17 protein-coding genes and 1 pseudogene are annotated in these 18,070 nt (G+C 63.9%); 3 read left to right on the forward strand and 15 right to left on the reverse strand.

Translation table 11 applies throughout. From position 1 onward, the window contains the following. Window positions 1-16: 16 nt before the first annotated feature. The 6 genes from cysN to NVV79_RS20360 form a co-directional block, all read right to left on the reverse strand. On the reverse strand, window positions 17-1,900 hold the full coding sequence (gene cysN, locus NVV79_RS20335) for a sulfate adenylyltransferase subunit CysN (protein ID WP_303994350.1): 1,884 nt from the start codon (window positions 1,898-1,900) through the stop codon (window positions 17-19). A gap of 5 nt (window positions 1,901-1,905) precedes the next feature. Further along, on the reverse strand, window positions 1,906-2,814 hold the full coding sequence (gene cysD / locus NVV79_RS20340) for a sulfate adenylyltransferase subunit CysD (RefSeq protein WP_303993373.1): 909 nt from the start codon (window positions 2,812-2,814) through the stop codon (window positions 1,906-1,908). Between the two features lie 28 nt (window positions 2,815-2,842). After that, window positions 2,843-3,634: a 3'(2'),5'-bisphosphate nucleotidase CysQ gene (cysQ, locus tag NVV79_RS20345; RefSeq protein ID WP_303993376.1), complete on the reverse strand. Its 792-nt coding sequence runs from the start codon at window positions 3,632-3,634 to the stop codon at window positions 2,843-2,845. Window positions 3,635-3,795: 161 nt separating this feature from the next. Next, on the reverse strand, window positions 3,796-4,575 hold the full coding sequence (locus tag NVV79_RS20350; RefSeq protein ID WP_303993378.1) for a sugar transferase: 780 nt from the start codon (window positions 4,573-4,575) through the stop codon (window positions 3,796-3,798). A gap of 330 nt (window positions 4,576-4,905) precedes the next feature. Then, window positions 4,906-5,259, reverse strand: a complete 354-nt coding sequence (locus tag NVV79_RS20355) for a hypothetical protein (protein ID WP_303993381.1) — start codon at window positions 5,257-5,259, stop codon at window positions 4,906-4,908. A 239-nt stretch (window positions 5,260-5,498) separates the two neighbouring features. After that, window positions 5,499-6,065, reverse strand: coding sequence for a transglutaminase-like cysteine peptidase (locus tag NVV79_RS20360; protein ID WP_303993384.1), 567 nt, complete (start codon window positions 6,063-6,065; stop codon window positions 5,499-5,501). 275 nt (window positions 6,066-6,340) lie between these two features. On the opposite strand from NVV79_RS20360, the pseudogene NVV79_RS20365 reads away from it, so the two are divergent. Next, window positions 6,341-7,112 (forward strand): annotated as a pseudogene (locus NVV79_RS20365) (NAD kinase). 186 nt (window positions 7,113-7,298) lie between these two features. On the opposite strand, the gene NVV79_RS20370 reads toward NVV79_RS20365, so the two are convergent. The 4 genes from NVV79_RS20370 to NVV79_RS20385 all read right to left on the reverse strand — a co-directional run bounded on the left by NVV79_RS20370 (window position 7,299) and on the right by NVV79_RS20385 (window position 10,523). Continuing rightward, entirely contained in the window at window positions 7,299-8,501 is a 1,203-nt protein-coding gene (locus NVV79_RS20370; protein WP_303993387.1) for a DUF2336 domain-containing protein, read from the reverse strand. Between the two features lie 79 nt (window positions 8,502-8,580). Continuing rightward, complete coding sequence (locus NVV79_RS20375) at window positions 8,581-8,736, reverse strand: hypothetical protein (RefSeq protein ID WP_303993389.1); 156 nt, start codon at window positions 8,734-8,736, stop codon at window positions 8,581-8,583. A gap of 186 nt (window positions 8,737-8,922) precedes the next feature. Then, complete coding sequence (locus tag NVV79_RS20380; RefSeq protein ID WP_303993392.1) at window positions 8,923-9,726, reverse strand: transglycosylase SLT domain-containing protein; 804 nt, start codon at window positions 9,724-9,726, stop codon at window positions 8,923-8,925. Between the two features lie 218 nt (window positions 9,727-9,944). Continuing rightward, window positions 9,945-10,523 carry a nitroreductase gene (locus NVV79_RS20385; protein ID WP_303993394.1) on the reverse strand — a complete coding sequence of 193 codons (579 nt, stop codon included), beginning with the start codon at window positions 10,521-10,523 and terminating at the stop codon, window positions 9,945-9,947. A 228-nt stretch (window positions 10,524-10,751) separates the two neighbouring features. On the opposite strand from NVV79_RS20385, the gene NVV79_RS20390 reads away from it, so the two are divergent. Further along, the gene (locus NVV79_RS20390) at window positions 10,752-11,729 is read left to right on the forward strand and encodes a hypothetical protein (RefSeq protein WP_303993397.1); all 978 of its coding nucleotides are present in this window, start codon (window positions 10,752-10,754) and stop codon (window positions 11,727-11,729) included. Here the strand turns inward: NVV79_RS20390 and NVV79_RS20395 are convergent. Next, complete coding sequence (locus NVV79_RS20395; protein ID WP_303993399.1) at window positions 11,726-12,238, reverse strand: hypothetical protein; 513 nt, start codon at window positions 12,236-12,238, stop codon at window positions 11,726-11,728. The two genes, NVV79_RS20390 and NVV79_RS20395, sit on opposite strands and share 4 nt — an antisense overlap. Before the next feature lie 14 nt (window positions 12,239-12,252). Between NVV79_RS20395 and NVV79_RS20400 the strand changes: the two genes are divergently transcribed. After that, complete coding sequence (locus NVV79_RS20400) at window positions 12,253-13,620, forward strand: hypothetical protein (protein ID WP_303993401.1); 1,368 nt, start codon at window positions 12,253-12,255, stop codon at window positions 13,618-13,620. A gap of 172 nt (window positions 13,621-13,792) precedes the next feature. On the opposite strand, the gene NVV79_RS20405 is transcribed toward NVV79_RS20400, so the two are convergent. The 4 genes from NVV79_RS20405 to arfB all read right to left on the reverse strand — a co-directional run bounded on the left by NVV79_RS20405 (window position 13,793) and on the right by arfB (window position 18,051). Next, window positions 13,793-15,187 (reverse strand): phosphomannomutase, encoded by a 1,395-nt coding sequence (locus tag NVV79_RS20405; protein ID WP_303993404.1) that lies wholly within the window; start codon window positions 15,185-15,187, stop codon window positions 13,793-13,795. Beyond that, a complete protein-coding gene (locus tag NVV79_RS20410) occupies window positions 15,187-16,110 on the reverse strand; it encodes an NAD-dependent epimerase/dehydratase family protein (RefSeq protein WP_369684752.1) in 924 nt (307 codons plus the stop codon). The genes NVV79_RS20405 and NVV79_RS20410 overlap by 1 nt, the downstream gene beginning before the upstream one ends. An 86-nt stretch (window positions 16,111-16,196) precedes the next feature. After that, window positions 16,197-17,543, reverse strand: a complete 1,347-nt coding sequence (locus NVV79_RS20415; protein WP_303993408.1) for a UDP-glucose/GDP-mannose dehydrogenase family protein — start codon at window positions 17,541-17,543, stop codon at window positions 16,197-16,199. A 76-nt stretch (window positions 17,544-17,619) separates the two neighbouring features. Next, a complete protein-coding gene (gene arfB, locus NVV79_RS20420) occupies window positions 17,620-18,051 on the reverse strand; it encodes an alternative ribosome rescue aminoacyl-tRNA hydrolase ArfB (protein WP_303993411.1) in 432 nt (143 codons plus the stop codon). Between the last annotated feature and the right edge of the window lie 19 nt (window positions 18,052-18,070).

The following is an 18,070-nucleotide window of genomic DNA, read 5'->3' on the forward strand; positions in this document are numbered from 1 at the left end:
CTTGCTCATTGCCCGGCTATCTCACCAGGTAGTCATGCAACTGGTCAGCCAGTTCGCTCGGCTCGAGCTCACCACCCTTGAGCACGATATCAGGGTGCTCAGGCGCTTCGAACGGGCTGCTGATGCCGGTAAAATTCTGCAGTTGGCCGGCTCGTGCCTTGGCATAAAGCCCCTTGGGGTCGCGTTTTTCGGCCACTTCCAGCGACGTGTTGACATAGACCTCGACGAATTCGACATCGCCGGCAATCTCGCGCGCGGTCCGCCGCTCGTTGCGGAAGGGCGAAATGAACGACACCAGCACGATCAAACCGGCATCGGCCATCAGCTTGGCCACCTCGGCCACGCGGCGGATATTCTCCACGCGGTCGGTTTCGGTAAAGCCCAGATCCTTGTTGAGCCCGTGGCGCACATTGTCGCCATCAAGGATGTAGCAATGCTTGCCCTCGGCCGTCAGCCGCTTTTCCAGCAGGTTGGCCACGGTCGATTTGCCCGAGCCCGACAGGCCGGTAAACCACACAATCTTGGCCGTCTGCCCTTTCATCGCGCTGCGAACCTGGCGATCCACATCAAAGCTCTGATAGGTCAGGTTCTGCCCGCGCCGCAGCCCGAAATCGATCGTGCCGGCGCCCAGCGTCTTGTTGCTGATGCGGTCGATCAGGATAAAGCCACCGGTCAGCCCATTCTCGCTATAGGGGTCGAAGGCAATCGGCTTGTCGGTCGAGATGGTGAGCGTCCCCACCTCGTTGAGCTCGAGGTTGCGGGCCGGGCTCTGTTCCAGCGTATTGACGTTGGTCTTGAACTTGAGATTGGTGATCGAGGCTGGCATCACCTGCGAGCCGACCTTGAGCAGATAGGACCGCCCCGGCTGCGCCGCCTCTTCAGCCATCCACACCACGCGCGCCTGGAACTGGTTGGAATATTCCGGCGTCTCGCCGGCATGGCTCAGCACGTCGCCGCGCGAAATGTCGATTTCCCGGTCAAGCACCAGCGTCACCGCTTCACCCGCAATGGCCGCCTGCTGCTCGCCATCCATGGTCACGATGCGCGCAACCACCGCCGGCACGCGCGAAGCCGCCACCAGCACCTCGTCACCCACCTTCACGCTGCCCGAAGCCACCGTTCCGGAAAAGCCGCGGAAATCGAGATTCGGCCGGTTCACCCACTGCACAGGGAAGCGCATTTTCTGCTGCGTACGGTCCTCCGAAACGTCGATCTGTTCCAGATACGGCACCAGCGGCGAGCCCTTGTACCAGGGCGTGCGCTCGCTATTGGCCACCATATTGTCGCCGCGCAGCGCCGAAACCGGCACTGCCGTCAGGCTCTTGAAGCCCAGCTCCTTGGCGAATTCGTTATATTCGGCGACAATTCTGTCGAACACGTCCTGGCTGTAGTCCACCAGGTCGATCTTGTTGACCACCAGCACCACATGCTTCACCCCGATCAGCGACAGGATGAAGCTGTGCCGTCGCGTCTGGGTCAGCACGCCCTTGCGTGCATCGATCAGCAGCAGCGCCAGGTCGGCATTGGAGGCGCCGGTCGCCATATTGCGGGTATATTGCTCATGGCCCGGCGTATCGGCGACGATGAACTTGCGCTTGTCGGTCGAAAAGAAGCGGTAGGCCACATCGATGGTGATGCCCTGCTCGCGCTCGGCCACCAGCCCATCCACCAGCAGCGAGAAGTCGATCCCCTCGTCGCCCACCATGCGGTTGTGACTTTCCTTCTTGAGGCTCGCCAGTTGGTCATCGAGAATGAGCTGGCTGTCATAGAGCAGCCGCCCGATCAGCGTCGACTTGCCATCATCCACGCTCCCACAGGTCAGGAAGCGCAGCAGCGACTTGTTGGTCTGCTGCTCCAGCCACAGGCCGATATCGGTATCCGGCGTCAGGTTTGCGGCCATGGACATCAGAAATACCCTTCCTGCTTCTTCTTTTCCATCGACCCGACGGAGTCGCTGTCGATGAGGCGCCCTTCGCGCTCGGAGGTGCGGCTGGCCTGCATTTCCATGATGATTTCCGGTAGCGTCGCTGCATCGGACCTTATGGCCCCGGTCAACGGATAGTCGCCCAGCGTGCGGAACCGCACCATTTCCTCGCGCGGCTTTTCGCCCGGCTCGAAACGGAAGCGGTCGTCGTCGATCATGATGAGCGTGCCCGAGCGGTCCACCACCGGTCTTTTCTTGGCGAAATACAGCGACGGCAGCTCGATATTTTCCGAATAGATGTAGGTCCACACATCCAGCTCGGTCCAGTTCGAGATCGGGAATACCCGCATGCTTTCGCCGGGGTTGAGCCGCGTATTGAACACGCGCCACAGCTCCGGCCGCTGGTTCTTGGGGTCCCAGGCATGGCTGGCATTGCGATGCGAGAAAATGCGCTCCTTGGCGCGCGACTTTTCCTCGTCCCGCCGCGCCCCACCAATGGCAGCATCATACTGGCCGGCATTGAGCGCCTGTCGCAAAGCCTGCGTCTTCATGATGTCGGTAAAGCGCGACGAGCCGTGATCGAACGGGTTGATCCCCTGCTCCACCCCGTCCTGATTGGTGTGGCTGATCAGTTTGAACCCATGCTGCTCCGCCATCCGGTCACGGAAGGCGATCATTTCCTTGAACTTCCAGGTCGTGTTGACATGCAGCAGCGGAAACGGAATGCGCGAGGGATAGAACGCCTTGCGCGCCAGATGCAGCAAGACGCTGGAATCCTTGCCGATCGAATACATCATCACCGGCCGGTCGAAACTCGCCGCGACCTCGCGGAGGATTTCGATGCTTTCGGATTCGAGCGACCGCAAATGGGTCATCCGTTCACTCGTCATAGATCAACTCCAGGTGCCCAAAAAGGCTCTACGCCAGCGCGGGGTCGCCAAAGGCCACGAAATGCGGGTTGGCGAAGTCGCTATCATGGCCTTGGTTGCGCTTCCCATAACACAGGACTTCGCCGAATAGCGTCTCCACGCGGCCACCAGCGGCTCGCAAAATCGCGTCGCCCGCCGCGGTGTCCCATTCCATGGTGCGCCCGAGCCGCGGATAGAGATCCGCTTCCCCCGATGCCACCAGGCAGAATTTGAGCGACGAGCCAGCCGGCACGAACTTCGCCACTTGGAAGCGTTGCAGCCAGGCATCGGTATCGCCGGCGCCATGCGAGCGGCTGCCCACCACGTCGATGCCATCAGGCGCCGCCCCGCGCACGCAGATATTCTGCCGCTCGATGATGACTCCGTCGACAACGCGCCCACTATGCGCGCCCTCCCCGGCCCGGCCCCACCAGATGCGGCCCAGAGCCGGCGCATGGACCACGCCCAGCACCGGAACGCCATGCTCGATCAGCCCGATATTGACGGTGAATTCGCCATTCCGGGTGATGAATTCCTTGCTGCCGTCAAGTGGATCGACCAGGAAGAACCGTTCGGCGGTAAGCGGCACCTGCCCGGCCGCCGCGGCCTCCTCGGCCACCACGGCAATGTCAGGCGCCATCCGCTTCAGCGCCGCCACGATGATCGTCTCGGCCGCGATGTCGGCCAGCGTCACCGGCGATTCATCGGCCTTGTAGGCAACCGCAAAGTCCGTCTCGTAGATGCGAAGGATTTCCGCGCCCGCTGCAATGGCAACCTCCAGCAGCCTCGCCATCTCGACCATCCAGACTCTCCGAACTCCGGTGCACTACAAAAGCCCAACAAGGCGTGCGGCGTCCCGCTCCGCCGTTAACACGCGGCTCCCATCAGGGCGTGGGCTTAGCTTCAAAGCCATGCGGCCGCAACCGCGCCGCATAGTTTCTTGTACCGCTGCAACCGCGCCGCTTAGTTTCCTGTTCCACCAAGGAATTCATGCCGGATCGTCATCAGGATGATGCGCAGGTCGAGCCACAGCGAGAAATTCTGGATATAGGCCAGGTCATGGTCGATCCGGGCATGGGCCAGCGCCGGGTCGGTCGCATCGCCGCGCAGGCCATTGGCCTGCGCCCAGCCCGTTATGCCCGGCAGCATGGCCAGCCGGTGGTCGTAATAGGGCACGAGCGCCCGATAGCTCAGATGCCCCGCCCGCATGCCAGGCACATGCGGCCGCGGCCCCACGATCGACATTTCCCCGCGCAACACATTCAGCAACTGCGGCAGCTCATCGATGCTCGTCCGCCGCAGGAACGTGCCGACCCGCGTCACCCGCTTGTCATTGCGCACGGTATGGGCAACACCCGTCACATCCTCCTGCTCGCGTCGCATCGAGCGGAACTTGAAGACGCCGAATGCGCTGCCATTGAAGCCTTCCCGTGTCTGCCGGAACAGCACCGGCCCCTTGCTCTCCATGCGAACGGCAATGGCGACGAGGATGAGAAGCGGCAGCAGGAACAGCAGCGCCAGCATCGAAAAAATCACATCGAAGACGCGCTTGGCGGTCATATGCGCGTCGCGGCTCGCGCTGGGGGCAAAAGACAGCGGTTCCTGCAGCAGCTTCATCAGGGGCAGGCCCGAATGATAGCTGATCCGCAGCGCGCTTATCTCTGCCGCGCGGCTGGCTTCACCTGACTTGCTGTTTACCGTCAGGCGTTCTGTACGCTCGAATCCATCAATGGGGATACTCAATTGTAAAGTCCATCATGGTAAGCAATTTGTTACGCCACATCAAACAATAGCAAAGTTCTGTGCAAGACCAACGACAATTTTATACCTGATGTCGTTTCGGTTAACCGCTGCGCCGCCCTTTGCTACCGATCTCCGAAAGAACCTTCCGGAGAAGCACTTCCACCTGCCACACACCGGCAGGTATTGAACTATATCCGCCTTGCCCGGCACCCTGCGGCAGCCAGACAAAAAACAACCGACCTGCCCGTCATGAGCGGCCGGTTGCTGAAACCTCGGGCCAGACGATGGCCAGGCGTGGAAACTGGCCTGCAGCCAGCTTCAGGTGATGGCCTAGGCCGGGCTGGCTACCGCGCCGATGGCGCCGGAGTCTGGCAGCAGGAGCTCGAACAGCGCGTCGATATCGGCCTGGAATTCTTCATCCGCGGCATTGGCCACGAAGACTTCCTGGCGGAGCTCGCTGAACGACTGGTTGGCGACGGTCAGTTCGACATTCGCAACCAGCGCGCTCGCATAAGCATTGATGGCAGCTTCGCAGGCCGCCAGCGTGCCGTCAGGCAGCGTGCAACTGGTGAATACTGTATTGTAGAGGTCTTCAAAACCCGGCACCGGAGCCGCGTTTGCACCGGACAGGCCGGCCACGCTGAGCATACCGGCGGTCACGATCGACGCAACGAGCCTACGCATTTGGAACCTCACTCTTAATACCTTGTTAATATCTCTACTGCCGCCCATGATTACTGTCAATGTTTTGCTTGGCCTCTACATGCCCTTGCAGGACCTTCTTCCCATTAGGCTTAATGCCGGAAATCCGCCGGTTTCAGCCCATTCTTCCCGTCTGCCGGCCCGCCCCGCCCCTGCTCTCCGCGCAAACAAAAAAGCCCTGGCGCCGGGGCACCAGGGCTCTTCTTTATTTGTGTGACAGTTTAACCGGCGGTCCAGCGCGTCGGATTGGGCGAAGACATGGACCGAATATTGTATCCTGATGCGCGCAGCGTCTTGATCGAGTTGGTCAGGTTATCAAGCACATAGTCGCCTTCGCTGGTCTTGACCACCAGCACCGCATGGGGTTCGCCCCGGCGGGTATGGGTATAGGCGATGCGCAATGCGCCGGCCGAGACACCCTGGCGGATGAGCGCGCTGCGCTTGCTGAGCACATAGTCCTCGCAATCGCCGCTGGTCGGGTTCAGCTCCCACACATCGGCCGTGTCGCGTGCCGGGCGGATCGAGCGGTTCACATGGCCGTTGATCTGCTTGAGCACCGCCATGAGGTTCGGGCTCATGGTGACCTGGCTGCTGCCGCCGCCGGCGCATTCGCTCCGGTTCTTGGCGCAGAAGAACTGCATCGAAAGCGGCGTGATCGCGGCGGTCTGGGTGACCAGGTCGAACGTGACGATCTTGCCGGGATTGCTGTAGGCGGCCGCGCCGCCGGTGGAGAACAGGCTGACACTCATGGCCAGGCCCGTCATCACTGCTGCGAATTTGGTATTCATTTGTGCCATCCCCTGATGAACTGATGTCAGCAGGATGCGCGCAGCCGATTGCTGCCGAATGCGAAAATTCGGTACAATTTTATTCAATTGCCGGGCTTGTTCTCCCGGCTGTTCCTGCTGATACCGTCTCCCGTCGAGCAGAGCGTTGAAACCGGCGTCGCAATTCGGCTCAAGCTGGCGTCAAACTTTCATAAAATGCCGCCGGTGCGGCGGATCGCTGGCCCCTCTGCCGACATCATGATAGGCAGTCGCGACCGCTCACCGGAGGCCTTTCCTTGTCCAGCCAGCCCCGTATCTGCATCGTGACGAATGACACGCCCGACGCGGATAGGGCCGCTGCCCGCCTCCGGGCGCGCTATGGCGACCACGCCATCGATGCGGCCGATGTGGTGGTGGCTTTGGGCGGCGACGGCCTGATGCTGCAGACACTGCACCGCGTCATGCGCACCGGCCTGCCGGTCTATGGCATGAATTTCGGCTCGGTCGGCTTCATGATGAACACCTTCTCCGAGGACGCGCTGGATCAGCGCCTGGCCTCGGCCCAGCCCACGCAGATTTTCCCGCTATCCATGCAGGTCCTCGACGTCTCGGGCCACACCCAGCAGGCTCTGGCCCTCAACGAAGTCTCGCTGTTCCGCTCCACCTACCAGGCCGCAAAGATCCAGATCATCGTCGATGGCGAAACCCGGCTCGAGGAACTGATCTGCGACGGCGTGCTGCTCTCGACCCCCCGCCGGCTCCACCGCCTATAATCTGTCCGCCCACGGCCCCATCCTGCCGATCGAGGCGCCCCTGCTGGCCTTGACCCCGATCTCCCCCTTCCGCCCCCGCCGCTGGCGCGGCGCCATTCTTTCCAACCGCGCCGAGGTCAGGTTCATCACCCGCGAGGCGCCCAAGCGTCCGGTCAGTGCCGTCGCCGACAATGTCGAGTTCCAGAACGTGCTCGAAGTCACCGTCCGCGAAGACCGCACCCACGGCGTCACCCTGCTCTTCGACCCCGGCACCAGCCTCGAAGAACGCGTCCTCAGCGAACAGTTCCGGTTTTAGGCGATGCAGCCTCAAGAGTGGAGCCCCCCTCGCCCCTTGTGGGAGAGGGGGTAATTTCTTCGTTCAGAAGAAATTACGGGTGAGGGGTCTGCGCTATCCCATGCTTCAATGCCCGCGGATACCTCAGCGCCCCCTCATCCGCCCTTCGGGCACCTTCTCCCACATGGGGAGAAGGGAAGAGTCACCCTAAGCCGCCGGCAGCGCCAGCCGCTCCTCGCCCACCGGCAACGCCATTGCCCCAGCCGCTTCCCCGGCAAACGCCGTCATCACCCCACGCGCCGCCTTGCGCGCCAGAAGAATATTCTGCTCGCTGAGATAGGCGAACGCCTCTTCCAGCTCCTCGGGGATCACGCCGCCATGTTCGGCGATCAGTTCCTCGGTCAGCACAGTCACCACATAGTGGCGCGCCGCCGCGTCATCGGCCAGGTCGCTGGCCCGCGCATGCAGCACCAGCCGGGCCAGCAGGTTGCGCACGCCCTCCCCCAGCCCGCACCGCACCAGCAGCGCATTGAGCGCCGGTCGGCTGCCATTTTCGAGCAGGCTGAACACCTTGGCCCGCGGTGCCTGCGCCAGTTCGGCCAGGCATTCGGCAAAGAACATCACATGACCCGTCACCACGGCATGCAGCAGCACCCTGGTATTGACCCGGTCGCTCACGATCAGCTCGGCCACATAGGCTCCCGTCCCGGTTCGCACCGCCTCGCGCTCGCCAATGGCCGATAGCGCCGTGTCGCCGCAGTCGCGCAGGATGCGCCCCAGCCGGTCCTCTTCCACCGCACCCTTGACGATGCGGGCGCCCCGCAATGCCTCGGTCGCCTTCTGCACCAGCAGTAGCCGCGCCGCCGCCGGCAGGTCCGGCCGCGCCAGCAGCGCCCCGCGCATTTCGGCATTGCCACCCAGCGATACTGCCAGTTCCGCCAGCAAGACATCGCCCAGCGCCACCTCATGCCGGCGCAGCATCCGCAATGTCACGGGGTCATGCCCCCGCGCCACGATGGCTTTGGCCAGTCGCGGGCTGAGCCTGGCCCGCTGCACCACCGCCACCAGCATGGACAGATCCAGCGTCTTGATCAGCCCCATAAGGTCCGCATCGATCAGGACCGGAGAATATTGCATCACCGCCCGCGCGATCACCGCACTGTCATGCAGCAGCGCCAGCATGATCGGCCGCGGCGCCTCGCTCGAATGCAGCAGGCCATAGGCCAAGGCCGCCCGCACCTTCACCGACGGATCGTCGAGAAACCCGATCAGCGCCGCATAAAGCGCGGCCTGTTCGTCAGCAGGTCCGACATGGTTGAGATAGGCCAGGGCCGAAAGATGAGCCGCGCTGCCCCGCTCCTCGCTGTCAGGCGATTGAGATAGCGACACGAACTCCTGATAGCCAACCATTCCACTCTCCGCACAGCGCGGAATTCACCCTAGTGAGGAAGGTTTAAGGAACGGTTCACCATAAATGAGGCAGTTGGCCCTAGATGGCGGAGAGCACAAACCCGAATAGCTGGCTCGTCCCGGCCCACAGGCCCGCAAACAGCGCCCAACTGGCCAAGGCCCCGCCCAGGATGATCCAGCCGCGTGGCAGCGGCAGGGAGCGCTGGGTCTGAACGGCTGCACTGGTCCGGCGCATATCCGCCTCCTTGGCGTCTTCGCGGGGCATTTGCCCGCTGCATTTCACTACACGGCCCGTTCGTTAAGCTTCCCTCAACGCCGATCCGCCGCTTTTATCGAGGTCGCTCGCATCGCCGCGCTGTTCGTCCGGATGCCTACCGGCAGGTAAACGCCCGGATGCGCCCCAGTGTTGCCCCACCGGCCGTTACTGGGCGTAGAGCTGCGTGAAGAAGGCCCCGCCATCCCCCTCGGCACTGGTCCCCGACACATCCTCGATTTCATTCTTGAACAGGCCGGTAAACGACATGTTTGCCGGCGAAAACCGCGACGGCACCACCGGCAGTTCCGGCGCTACCGGCTGGCTGGCCATCTGCTGCGCCGCAAAGGCCGCATTGGTTGGTCCGCCCTCATGCTTGGACACCAGCACGCGATAGACCTCGCGGATCGTCCGCGCCTCGCCATTGGAATAGAAGATCGACCGATTGGCCGCCGCCTGCTTGGGAAACAGGTTCGCCGCAATCTGGTCCGGGTCCTGCAACCCCGCGGTGAACATCCGCTCGGCTCCCTGCGCCCCCAGAAAATGCGCGATATAGAGTTCCCCCGCACTGGGCATCCGCCCGAAGCGCTGGCTCAGATAGTCGCCATTGCTCTTGGTGAAGGCAGCCGCCAGGTCCGAGGCGATCTTGGGATCCTCGCGCAGCTTGAGAATGTCAGCCTTGGTCCCCGCATCGCGTACGAAATAATCCCCGTCCGACGAGCGCTCGATATTGCCGGCAATGTCGCCATAGCCCAGCCGCGGTCCCTCTTCCTTCATCACCTGCAACCAGGTGCTTTCGAGGAACTGGAACAGCCCCACCGCCGACGAGGTTTGCGCCTTGGCCTGCGGATTGAGGCTGCTTTCGCGCATCGCCGTCTGCAGCAGATAATCGAAATCCACGCCGTTCCGGTCGCCGGCCGCCGTCAGCACATAGGCCAGGCTCTGTGGCACGGAAATTGGCTGTACGCCCATGGAAAGCTGCGACTCAGGGTTGGCGGATTGCCCCGACTACAGCACCACAATGGTTAACCACCTGTTAACCATTCCAAAGCCTGCCAGCCGGAGCCTACCCCCGCCCCAGAGACCTCATGGTGAGCCTGTCGAACCACGAGGTCGCGCGAGTGGAGCTATCCAGCCACGCCTCGTGGTTCGACGGGCTCACCATGAGGGCTACTGAAACAGCGGGAACTCTAAGCCCCCCAATAGCTCACCACGTCTCCCAGCGCCGGCCGCGGCCGGTCCTCGATCGTCGCCGTCGGCGTGCCGATATGCACGAAGCCCACGAACCGCTCTCCGTCCCGCGCGCCCAGCATCGCCGCCGCTTCCGCGTCGAACGTATACCACCGCGTCACCCACGAGGCCGCAAAGCCCAGCGCATGGGCCGCATGCACCAGGTTGAACGCCACATTGCCCGCCGACAGCAACTGCTCGAATTCGGGCACTTTGGGATGATCCTTGGGCGAAGAAATCACCCCGATCGTCAGCGGCGCCGGCAAAAACCGCTGCCGCTCGATCTCCAGTCCCGCCTCATCCAGCCGCGGATTGTTCCGCGCCGCGATCTCGGCCAGCTTCTCGCCCACCTGCTGCCGCGCCTCGCCCGCGATCACCACCAGCCGCCATGGCGTGATCTTGCCATGATCAGGCACCCGCGTTCCAATGGTCAGGATTTGCTCCAGCTCCGCCGCATCCGGCCCCGGATCCTTGAGAAACGCGATGCCGACCGAGCGGCGGGTGAGCAGATAGTCGCGCAGGGCGGCATTGGCAGGCATGGCAGACTCCATCAACGAAGCGTCTCTCTACCACAGTGTCATTCCCGCGAAAGCGGGAACCTCTGTTGGCGATAGCGCAACACATGCACAAGCCGGGGCAAAATCCGCCGCTGGTGCCATTGCGGTGTTTTCTTCCCATGCCGTCTGTGACACAGCTTTTCCCTAATCGCGTCCTAAGAGGGCGCAACTGATTCAGCCGGCTTGGCATCTGACGCCACGGGAGACCCGATGCTTTTGCGACCACTACTCGCCCTCTTGCTTGTGCTGGCCGCAGCTCTTGCCTCCCCGTCGGGCGCCCTCCCGGCCGCTTTCGCGCAGGAAACCGCGGCCGAAATGCCGCCCATGCCGCGCCCCCGGCCCGATCCCGACAGCCTGCCGCCAATGCCGCTGCCGGCGCCCGCCGCCGCGACTCCTGCCACCGAAGCCATTGCCGCCCTCACCTCGGCGCCCCAGCCCGTGGCGCTCAATGTCCGCATCACGCAGGATGGCGCCCCCATTCCCGATGGCGTGGTCTGGCGCATCTTCGATACCCAGCCCGACGCCAATGGCGAACTGGCGCTCGTCGCCAAATCCGACGTCGGCAGCCCCACCGTTGAGCTGCCCCCGGGCGAATATGTCGTCCACGTCGCCTATGGGCGCGCCCAGACCAGCGAGCCGCTGTCGGTCGTCCCCGGCGCCAACGAAAAGACCTTCATTCTCGATGCCGGTGCCCTGCGGCTCAATTCCGCCGTCACCGGCGACATCGCCATTCCGGTCGGCCTGCTGAAATTCGACGTCTTCACCGCCGGCGAGGAAACCGATCGCGCGCTGGTGGCCGAGGGGCTCAAGCCCAACGATATCGTCACGCTCAATGCCGGCACCTACCACATTGTCTCCTATTTCGGCACGACCAATGCTGTGGTGCGCGCCGACCTGCGCGTCGAGGCCGGCCAGTTGACCGATGCCACGCTCTACCATCATGCTAGCCAGGTCGGTTTCAAGCTCGTCTCCGAGGAAGGCGGCGAAGCCATTGCCGACGTCGAATGGACGGTCAAGACCACAGATGGCGCCACCATCTTCTCCGAGCTCGGCGCCTTCCCCTCCACCGTCCTGGCCGAAGGGGAATATCTCGTCCTCGCCAAGCAGGGCAGCCAGGTCTTCAACCGCGAATTCGAGGTCCAGGCCGGCTCCCCGCGCGAAATCGAAGTCCTGACCACGGTTTACTAGCAGCAGCTCGTCGGCGCCTTTGCCCTTGAAGCGGGGCGGCCGATGCCCCAGATTGCCGACACGTCAAAGCGGGAGAACACGATGACGCCGTTCAGCACCACGTCCCGGCAGCGCCTGGCCATTCTTGCCACCGCCTGCCTCATGAGCGTTGCCCTGCCGGCCGGCAGTGCCTGGGCCCAGAAGGTCAAGGACAAGGGCACGACGCCCCCCGCGACCACCGCCATGGCCACCGAGTCCGAAATCACCGTCGACATCCCCACCATCGACGCCGTCGACTCCAATGTGGATGAAGCCACCCTCCGCGCCATCTTCAGCGGCGAGCTCGTCGACAATGCCGATGCGCTGGCCGGCCTGACCGCCACCAGCATCACCATCCCCGAAATCACCCTTTCGGCCACCACCACGCTCGAGGGCGAGACCAACGAGACAACCGTCACCTTCTCCGATCTTGTCCTGTCCGACATTACCGATGGCACTGCCGCCTCGGTCAGCCTTGCCACCATGAGCATGGATGCCGGCGACAATGGCAGCGGCGAATTCGGCCCCCCTCTCCGCCGCCGGCTTCAATATCGGCGGCGTGCTCGGCCTCTATGGCCTGGTCGATGCCGGCGGCCAGACCGAGCTCGAAACCATCTACACCGATTTCAGTTTCGAGGGCGGCAGCTTCGAATCCCCCGAGATCAGTTGCACCATGGGCGCCACCAGTGCCGCCGAATTCAAGGCGCGGCCGCTGAACTATTCCTTCGGCGAGATCATGGCCCTGGCCGAAACCCTCGACGCCCAGCAGGACGATCCCTCCCCCGAACTGATCGGCGCCGCCCTGCGCATGTATGTCGATCTTTTCACCGCCTTTGAAACCTCCCCTGCCACCTTTGGCGGCTTTGACTGCGCTGGCACCGATGATGAAGGCCGTGCGATCAGCTTCAGCATTGCCGGCATGTCCATGGGCGGCATGAGCCCGGGCATCTATCCCGCCTTCTCGATGGATGGCCTGGACATGACCATCGAGGATGACGGTTCGGTGCAGGTGGGCAACATGACCGTCAAGGAAATGGACCTCTCCGCGCCGATCGCCGCCATCCAGGGCGCGCCTGAAGCCATTGACGAAGCCTGGTTCATGGCCAATGCCCGTTCGCTCATTCCCGCCTTTGCCGGCTTCTCCTTCAGCGATGTCGCGGTGGACGTGCCCGATCCCGACAGCGATGGCGAACGCATCAAGGTCAGCCTCGGCGCCTTCGACCTGTCGCTGGCCGACTATCTCAACGGCATCCCCACCAATGTGCTGACCACGGCCAGCAACATCCTGGTCTCACTGCCCGAAGATACCGATGACGAGCAGTTGCGCCAGTTGATCGACCTCGGCGTCACCGAGATCGATGCCGGCTTCACCCTCGATGCCGCCTGGAACGAGGCCGATAACGCCATCGCCATCAACGAAATCTCGGTCACCGGCGCAAATCTCGCCACCGTCAAGCTGGCCGGCACCATCGCCAATGCCACCGAAGCCCTGTTCGGCCTCGACGAGAACCAGGCTCTGGCCGCCGCCATGGGCGTGGCCATTGCCAATCTCAAGCTCGATATCACCGATACCGGCCTCTCCGATATCATCCTGGCCACCGTCGCCGCCGAACAGGGCTCCGACCCTGCCACCATGCGCCCGATCTTCGCAGGCCTGGCCGAAGGCACGGTCATCGGCCTGCTGGCCGGCGCCGCCGAAGCCCAGAAGGTCGGCGCCGCGATCAACAGCTTCGTCAGCGGCAAGGCCAAATACCTGACCATCGAAATGACCGCCAAGGAAGCCCCCGGCCTCGGCCTCATGGACTTCATGGCCGCCGAAGACGACCCCACCGTCCTCATCGGCAAAGTCACCATCGACGCGTCAGCGAAGTAGAAGTGGCCGCTATGCGGCCGATCCTTGCCGGATACCCCCACCTAACCTCCCCCTGATAGGGGAGGAACAGATCGGAAATTTGGCTCGATTTTGCCATATACACCAGCCAGATTCCTCCCCCTATCAGGGGGAGGCTAGGAGGGGGTATCCCCACAAAAACTCACCTCCGCCGCTACCCCACCTCCCGCGCCGCCACCGCCAGCCCCCAGTCCAGCAGCTCCCGCGCCCCCGCTTCCGTGCCTGCCTCGACATAACACCGCAATTCCGGCGCATTACCCGACGCCCGAAAATGCACCATGTCCCCGGCCTCGGTCCGGAACTGCAGCCCGTCAATATCAGACAGCCCGGCAATGCCATGCGGCACAAACAGCCGCCGCGCATAGTCAGTATCCCCGGCCAGCCGTGCCAGAAACGCCGCGCTCTTCTCCCCCGGCACATCCTGCAACCGCCCCGCCAGCGCATGCTGCAATGGCAGCTCCACCACCACCTCTGCTACGCTCCGCCCCTTGGCCGCGGCCAGCCCCAGCGCGCAGAGCAGCGGCAATACCGCATCGCGCGTCACCAGCGGCGGCAGCGCCACGCCCGCCGCCTTCACATTCTCGCCCACAAACGTCCCGCCATTGGCCTCGAACCCGATCGCCGCGCCCGGCGCCCCGGCCATGGCCTCGATGACATAGGGCGAGCCTACCCGCGTCCTGACCACGCGCGAAAATGCCCCCGTGCGCTCGATCCCGGAATTGGAGGTCACCGGCGTCACCACGCTTTGCGCCCCCAGATAGCGCGCCGTGATCAGCCCCAGCACGTCGCCGCGCACGAAGCCGCCCCGCCCGTCCATCAGCAACGGCCGGTCGCCATCGCCATCGGCAGAAACAATGGCATCCAGCCCATAGTCCGCCACCCAGCCCGGCAGCGGCGCGAACACTGCGTCGCCAAAAGCCTCGGTATCGACGGGGACAAAATCCGCGCTCCGCCCCAGGCTCACCACCTCAGCTCCAAAGCCCCTCAGGATCAGCCCCAGCAAATCCCGCGCCACGCTGGAATGCTCGAATACCCCGATGCGCCATCCCGCCAGCACGCCCTCGGGCAACAGCGAAGCAAACCGCGCCACATAGCGCGCCTCGGCCGCCGCAGCCTCATCAGCCATCTCGCCGGCGAAATCGGGAACCACCTCGTCCCGCAACGCCGCGACGATCCCGGCCTCGTTCGCCTTGCTGATCTCCCCGCTGGCCAAGTAGAATTTGAGCCCGTTGCGATCTCCCGGAATGTGGCTCCCGGTCACCATGATCGCCGCGCCGCCAGCCGCCATGGCATGCAGCGCGAGTGCCGGCGTCGGCAGCGTCCCGCAATCCACCGGCTCCAGCCCCGCCGCCCCGATCGCCGCCGCGCAATCGCGCATAATGGCCGGGCTCGACACCCTGAAGTCCCGCCCCAAAAACACCCTGCTGCCACCAGCCAGCCCGGCATGCCGCAGGAAAGCCGCCACATAGCGCCGCGCCACCTGCCCCTCCAGCGCCGCGGCCGGCCCGCGCAATCCGCTGGTGCCGAATTTGACCCCGCCCCCAGCCATCAGGCTCTCCCGTAATAGTCCCTGAACCAGTCGACGAACCGCGCCACGCCCGTTTTCACCGGCGTTTCCGGCAATTGCCCCACCAGTTCCCGTAACAGGGCGGTATCCGATTGCGTCGCCACCACATCGCCCGGCTGCATCGGCAGCATGTTGAGTTCCGCCTTCTGCCCCAAAGCCGCCTCGATGGTCGCGATGAAATCCATCAGCTCGGTCTGCCGCCCCCCGGCAATATTGACCACCCGGAATGGCGCCACCGCCGAAAGGCTGTCATGCGCCACCGGTCGGCCCAGCTCCGGCACCACATCCTTCAGCCGGTCGATAGCCGCCACCAGGTCGTCGACATAGGTGAAATCCCGCTGCATCCGCCCATGGCCATAGACATCGATGGGTCGCCCATCGAGGATAGCAGTGGCAAACTTGATCGGCGCCATGTCCGGCCGCCCCCACGGCCCATAGACCGTGAAAAACCGCAGGCAGGTCGATGGAATGCCGAACAGATGGGCATAGGAATGCACCATCGCCTCCCCCGCCTTCTTGGTCGCCGCATAGAGCGAAACCGGCCCGTCGGCCCGGTCCGTCTCGGCAAAGGGCAGCTTGGTATTCCCGCCATAGACCGAACTGGTCGACGCAAACAGGAAATGCCGCGGCGGCGCAGCCCGCATCGCCTCCAGCAGATTGCCCGTGCCCACCACATTGGATTGCACATAGCTCTGTGGCGCTTCGAGGCTATAGCGAACGCCCGCCTGTGCCGCGAGATGCACCACGATCTCGGCCTCGCTCCGCGCCAAAGCCGCGCTCAGCCCGGCCGTATCCTCCAGCATGCCCGCGACAGCCACGAACCCTTGCTCCCGCGCCAGCAAGGCCAGCCGCGCCCGCTTCAGCGCCGGGTCGTAATAATCGGTAACCCCGTCGTAACCGGTCACCTCATGCCCATCCGCCAGCAGATGCCGCGCCAGGTGAACCCGATGAACCCGGCTGTCCCGGTGACGAATATCTTCACGTCATGCTCTCATTCCGCCGCATCGGCCAGCCCGTCACCGCCTGTGGCGCCTGCCGGCCGTCCGATACTCGTATAGGCAAAGCCATGCCGCGCCACCTCGTCATGCCGATACACATTGCGCAGGTCCACCAGCACAGGCGCTTTCATCGCATCCTTGAGCCGCGCCAGGTCGAGCGAGCGGAATTCGTTCCACTCCGTCACCAGCACCAACGCATCCGCCCCTTCGGCCACGTCATAGGCACTTTCGCCGAATTCGAGCCCCTCGATTAGCTCCCGCGCCGCGCCCATCCCCTGCGGGTCATAGGCCACCACCCGCGCACCCCGGTCGAGCAGCCCCCTGATAATATCGATCGACGGCGCCTCGCGCATATCGTCGGTATTGGGCTTGAAGGTCAGCCCCAGCACGCCGATGGTCTTGCCACGAACCTCCCCGCCACAGGCCGCGATCACCCGCCGCGCCATGGCCCGCTTGCGCTGCTCGTTGATGGCGATGGTGGTTTCCACCAGCCGCATCGGGCTGCCGAAATCCTCGCCGATCCGCACCAGCGCCTGCGTATCCTTGGGAAAGCACGAGCCGCCAAAGCCCGGCCCCGCATGTAGGAATTTTCCGCCGATCCGGTTGTCCAGCCCCATGCCCCGCGCCACCTGCTGCACATCGGCGCCCGTCGCCTCGCAGAGATCGGCCATTTCGTTGATGAAGGTGATCTTCATGGCCAGGAACGCATTGGCGGCATATTTGATCATCTCCGCCGTGCGCCGCCCGGTAAACACCAGTGGCGCCTGGTTGAGATAGAGCGGCCGATAGACCTCGGTCATGACAGCCCGCGCCCGTTCGTCCTCGATCCCCACCACGATCCGGTCGGGTCGCTTGAAATCCTCGATCGCCGCGCCCTCGCGCAGGAATTCGGGGTTGGACACCACAGCCACATCCGCCTCGGGATTGGCCGCCGCGATGATCCGCGCCACCTCGTCCCCCGTCCCCACGGGCACGGTCGATTTGGTGGCGACCACGGTAAAGCCGCTGACGCTCACCGCCACCTCCCGCGCCACCGCATGCACATAGCTCAGGTCCGCATGGCCATCGCCGCGCCGCGAGGGCGTCCCCACCGCGATGAACACCACATCGGCGCCGGCCACCGCTCCCGCAAGTTCGGTGGTGAACGACAGCCGCCCCGCACCCAGATTGGTCGCCACCAGCCCGGCCAGATCCGGCTCGAATATGGGAATTTCGCCACGTCGCAGCGCGTCGATCCAACTCTTATCCGTGTCGATGCACACCACGTCATGGCCGAAATCGGCGAGGCATGCCCCTGTCACGAGCCCCACATAGCCCGCGCCGGCAATGGCGATCTTCATCGCTGTGACCTCCCGAAGCAACCGCGATATGATAACGGTCGCACACGTCCATGTCGCTATTGAAACAGCGCAGGCGCTACTGCGTGTCCGACGGGTTGCCGCGCAGCTTCTTGATTTCCGAGCGGATCGACTTGCCCTCCAGCCGCCGCCTCTTGCTCGCCAGCGTTGGCCGCGTCGCCACCCGCGCCTTGGGCACATGCGATCCCGCCACCAGCAGCCCCACCAGCCGCTCCAGCGCATCGGCCCGGTTCATCGGCTGGTCCCGGTGCGAATTGGCCGTGATGACAATCACCCCATCCTTGGTCAGCCGTTTCCCCGCCAGCACAGCCACCCGGCGCTTCATCGCCTCCGGAATATTGGGCGAATTGGCGAGGTCGAACCGCAACTGCACCGCACTCGACACCTTGTTGACATTCTGTCCCCCCGGCCCCGCCGCCCGCACGAATGTCTCCTCGATCTCGGACGGATCGATGGCAATGGAGCGGGTGATGGGGATCGGTTCGGCCATGGCGAAGAAAGAGCACCCC

This window comes from Devosia ginsengisoli, from assembly GCF_024707105.1.
In the GTDB taxonomy this organism is placed as follows: domain Bacteria; phylum Pseudomonadota; class Alphaproteobacteria; order Rhizobiales; family Devosiaceae; genus Devosia; species Devosia ginsengisoli_A.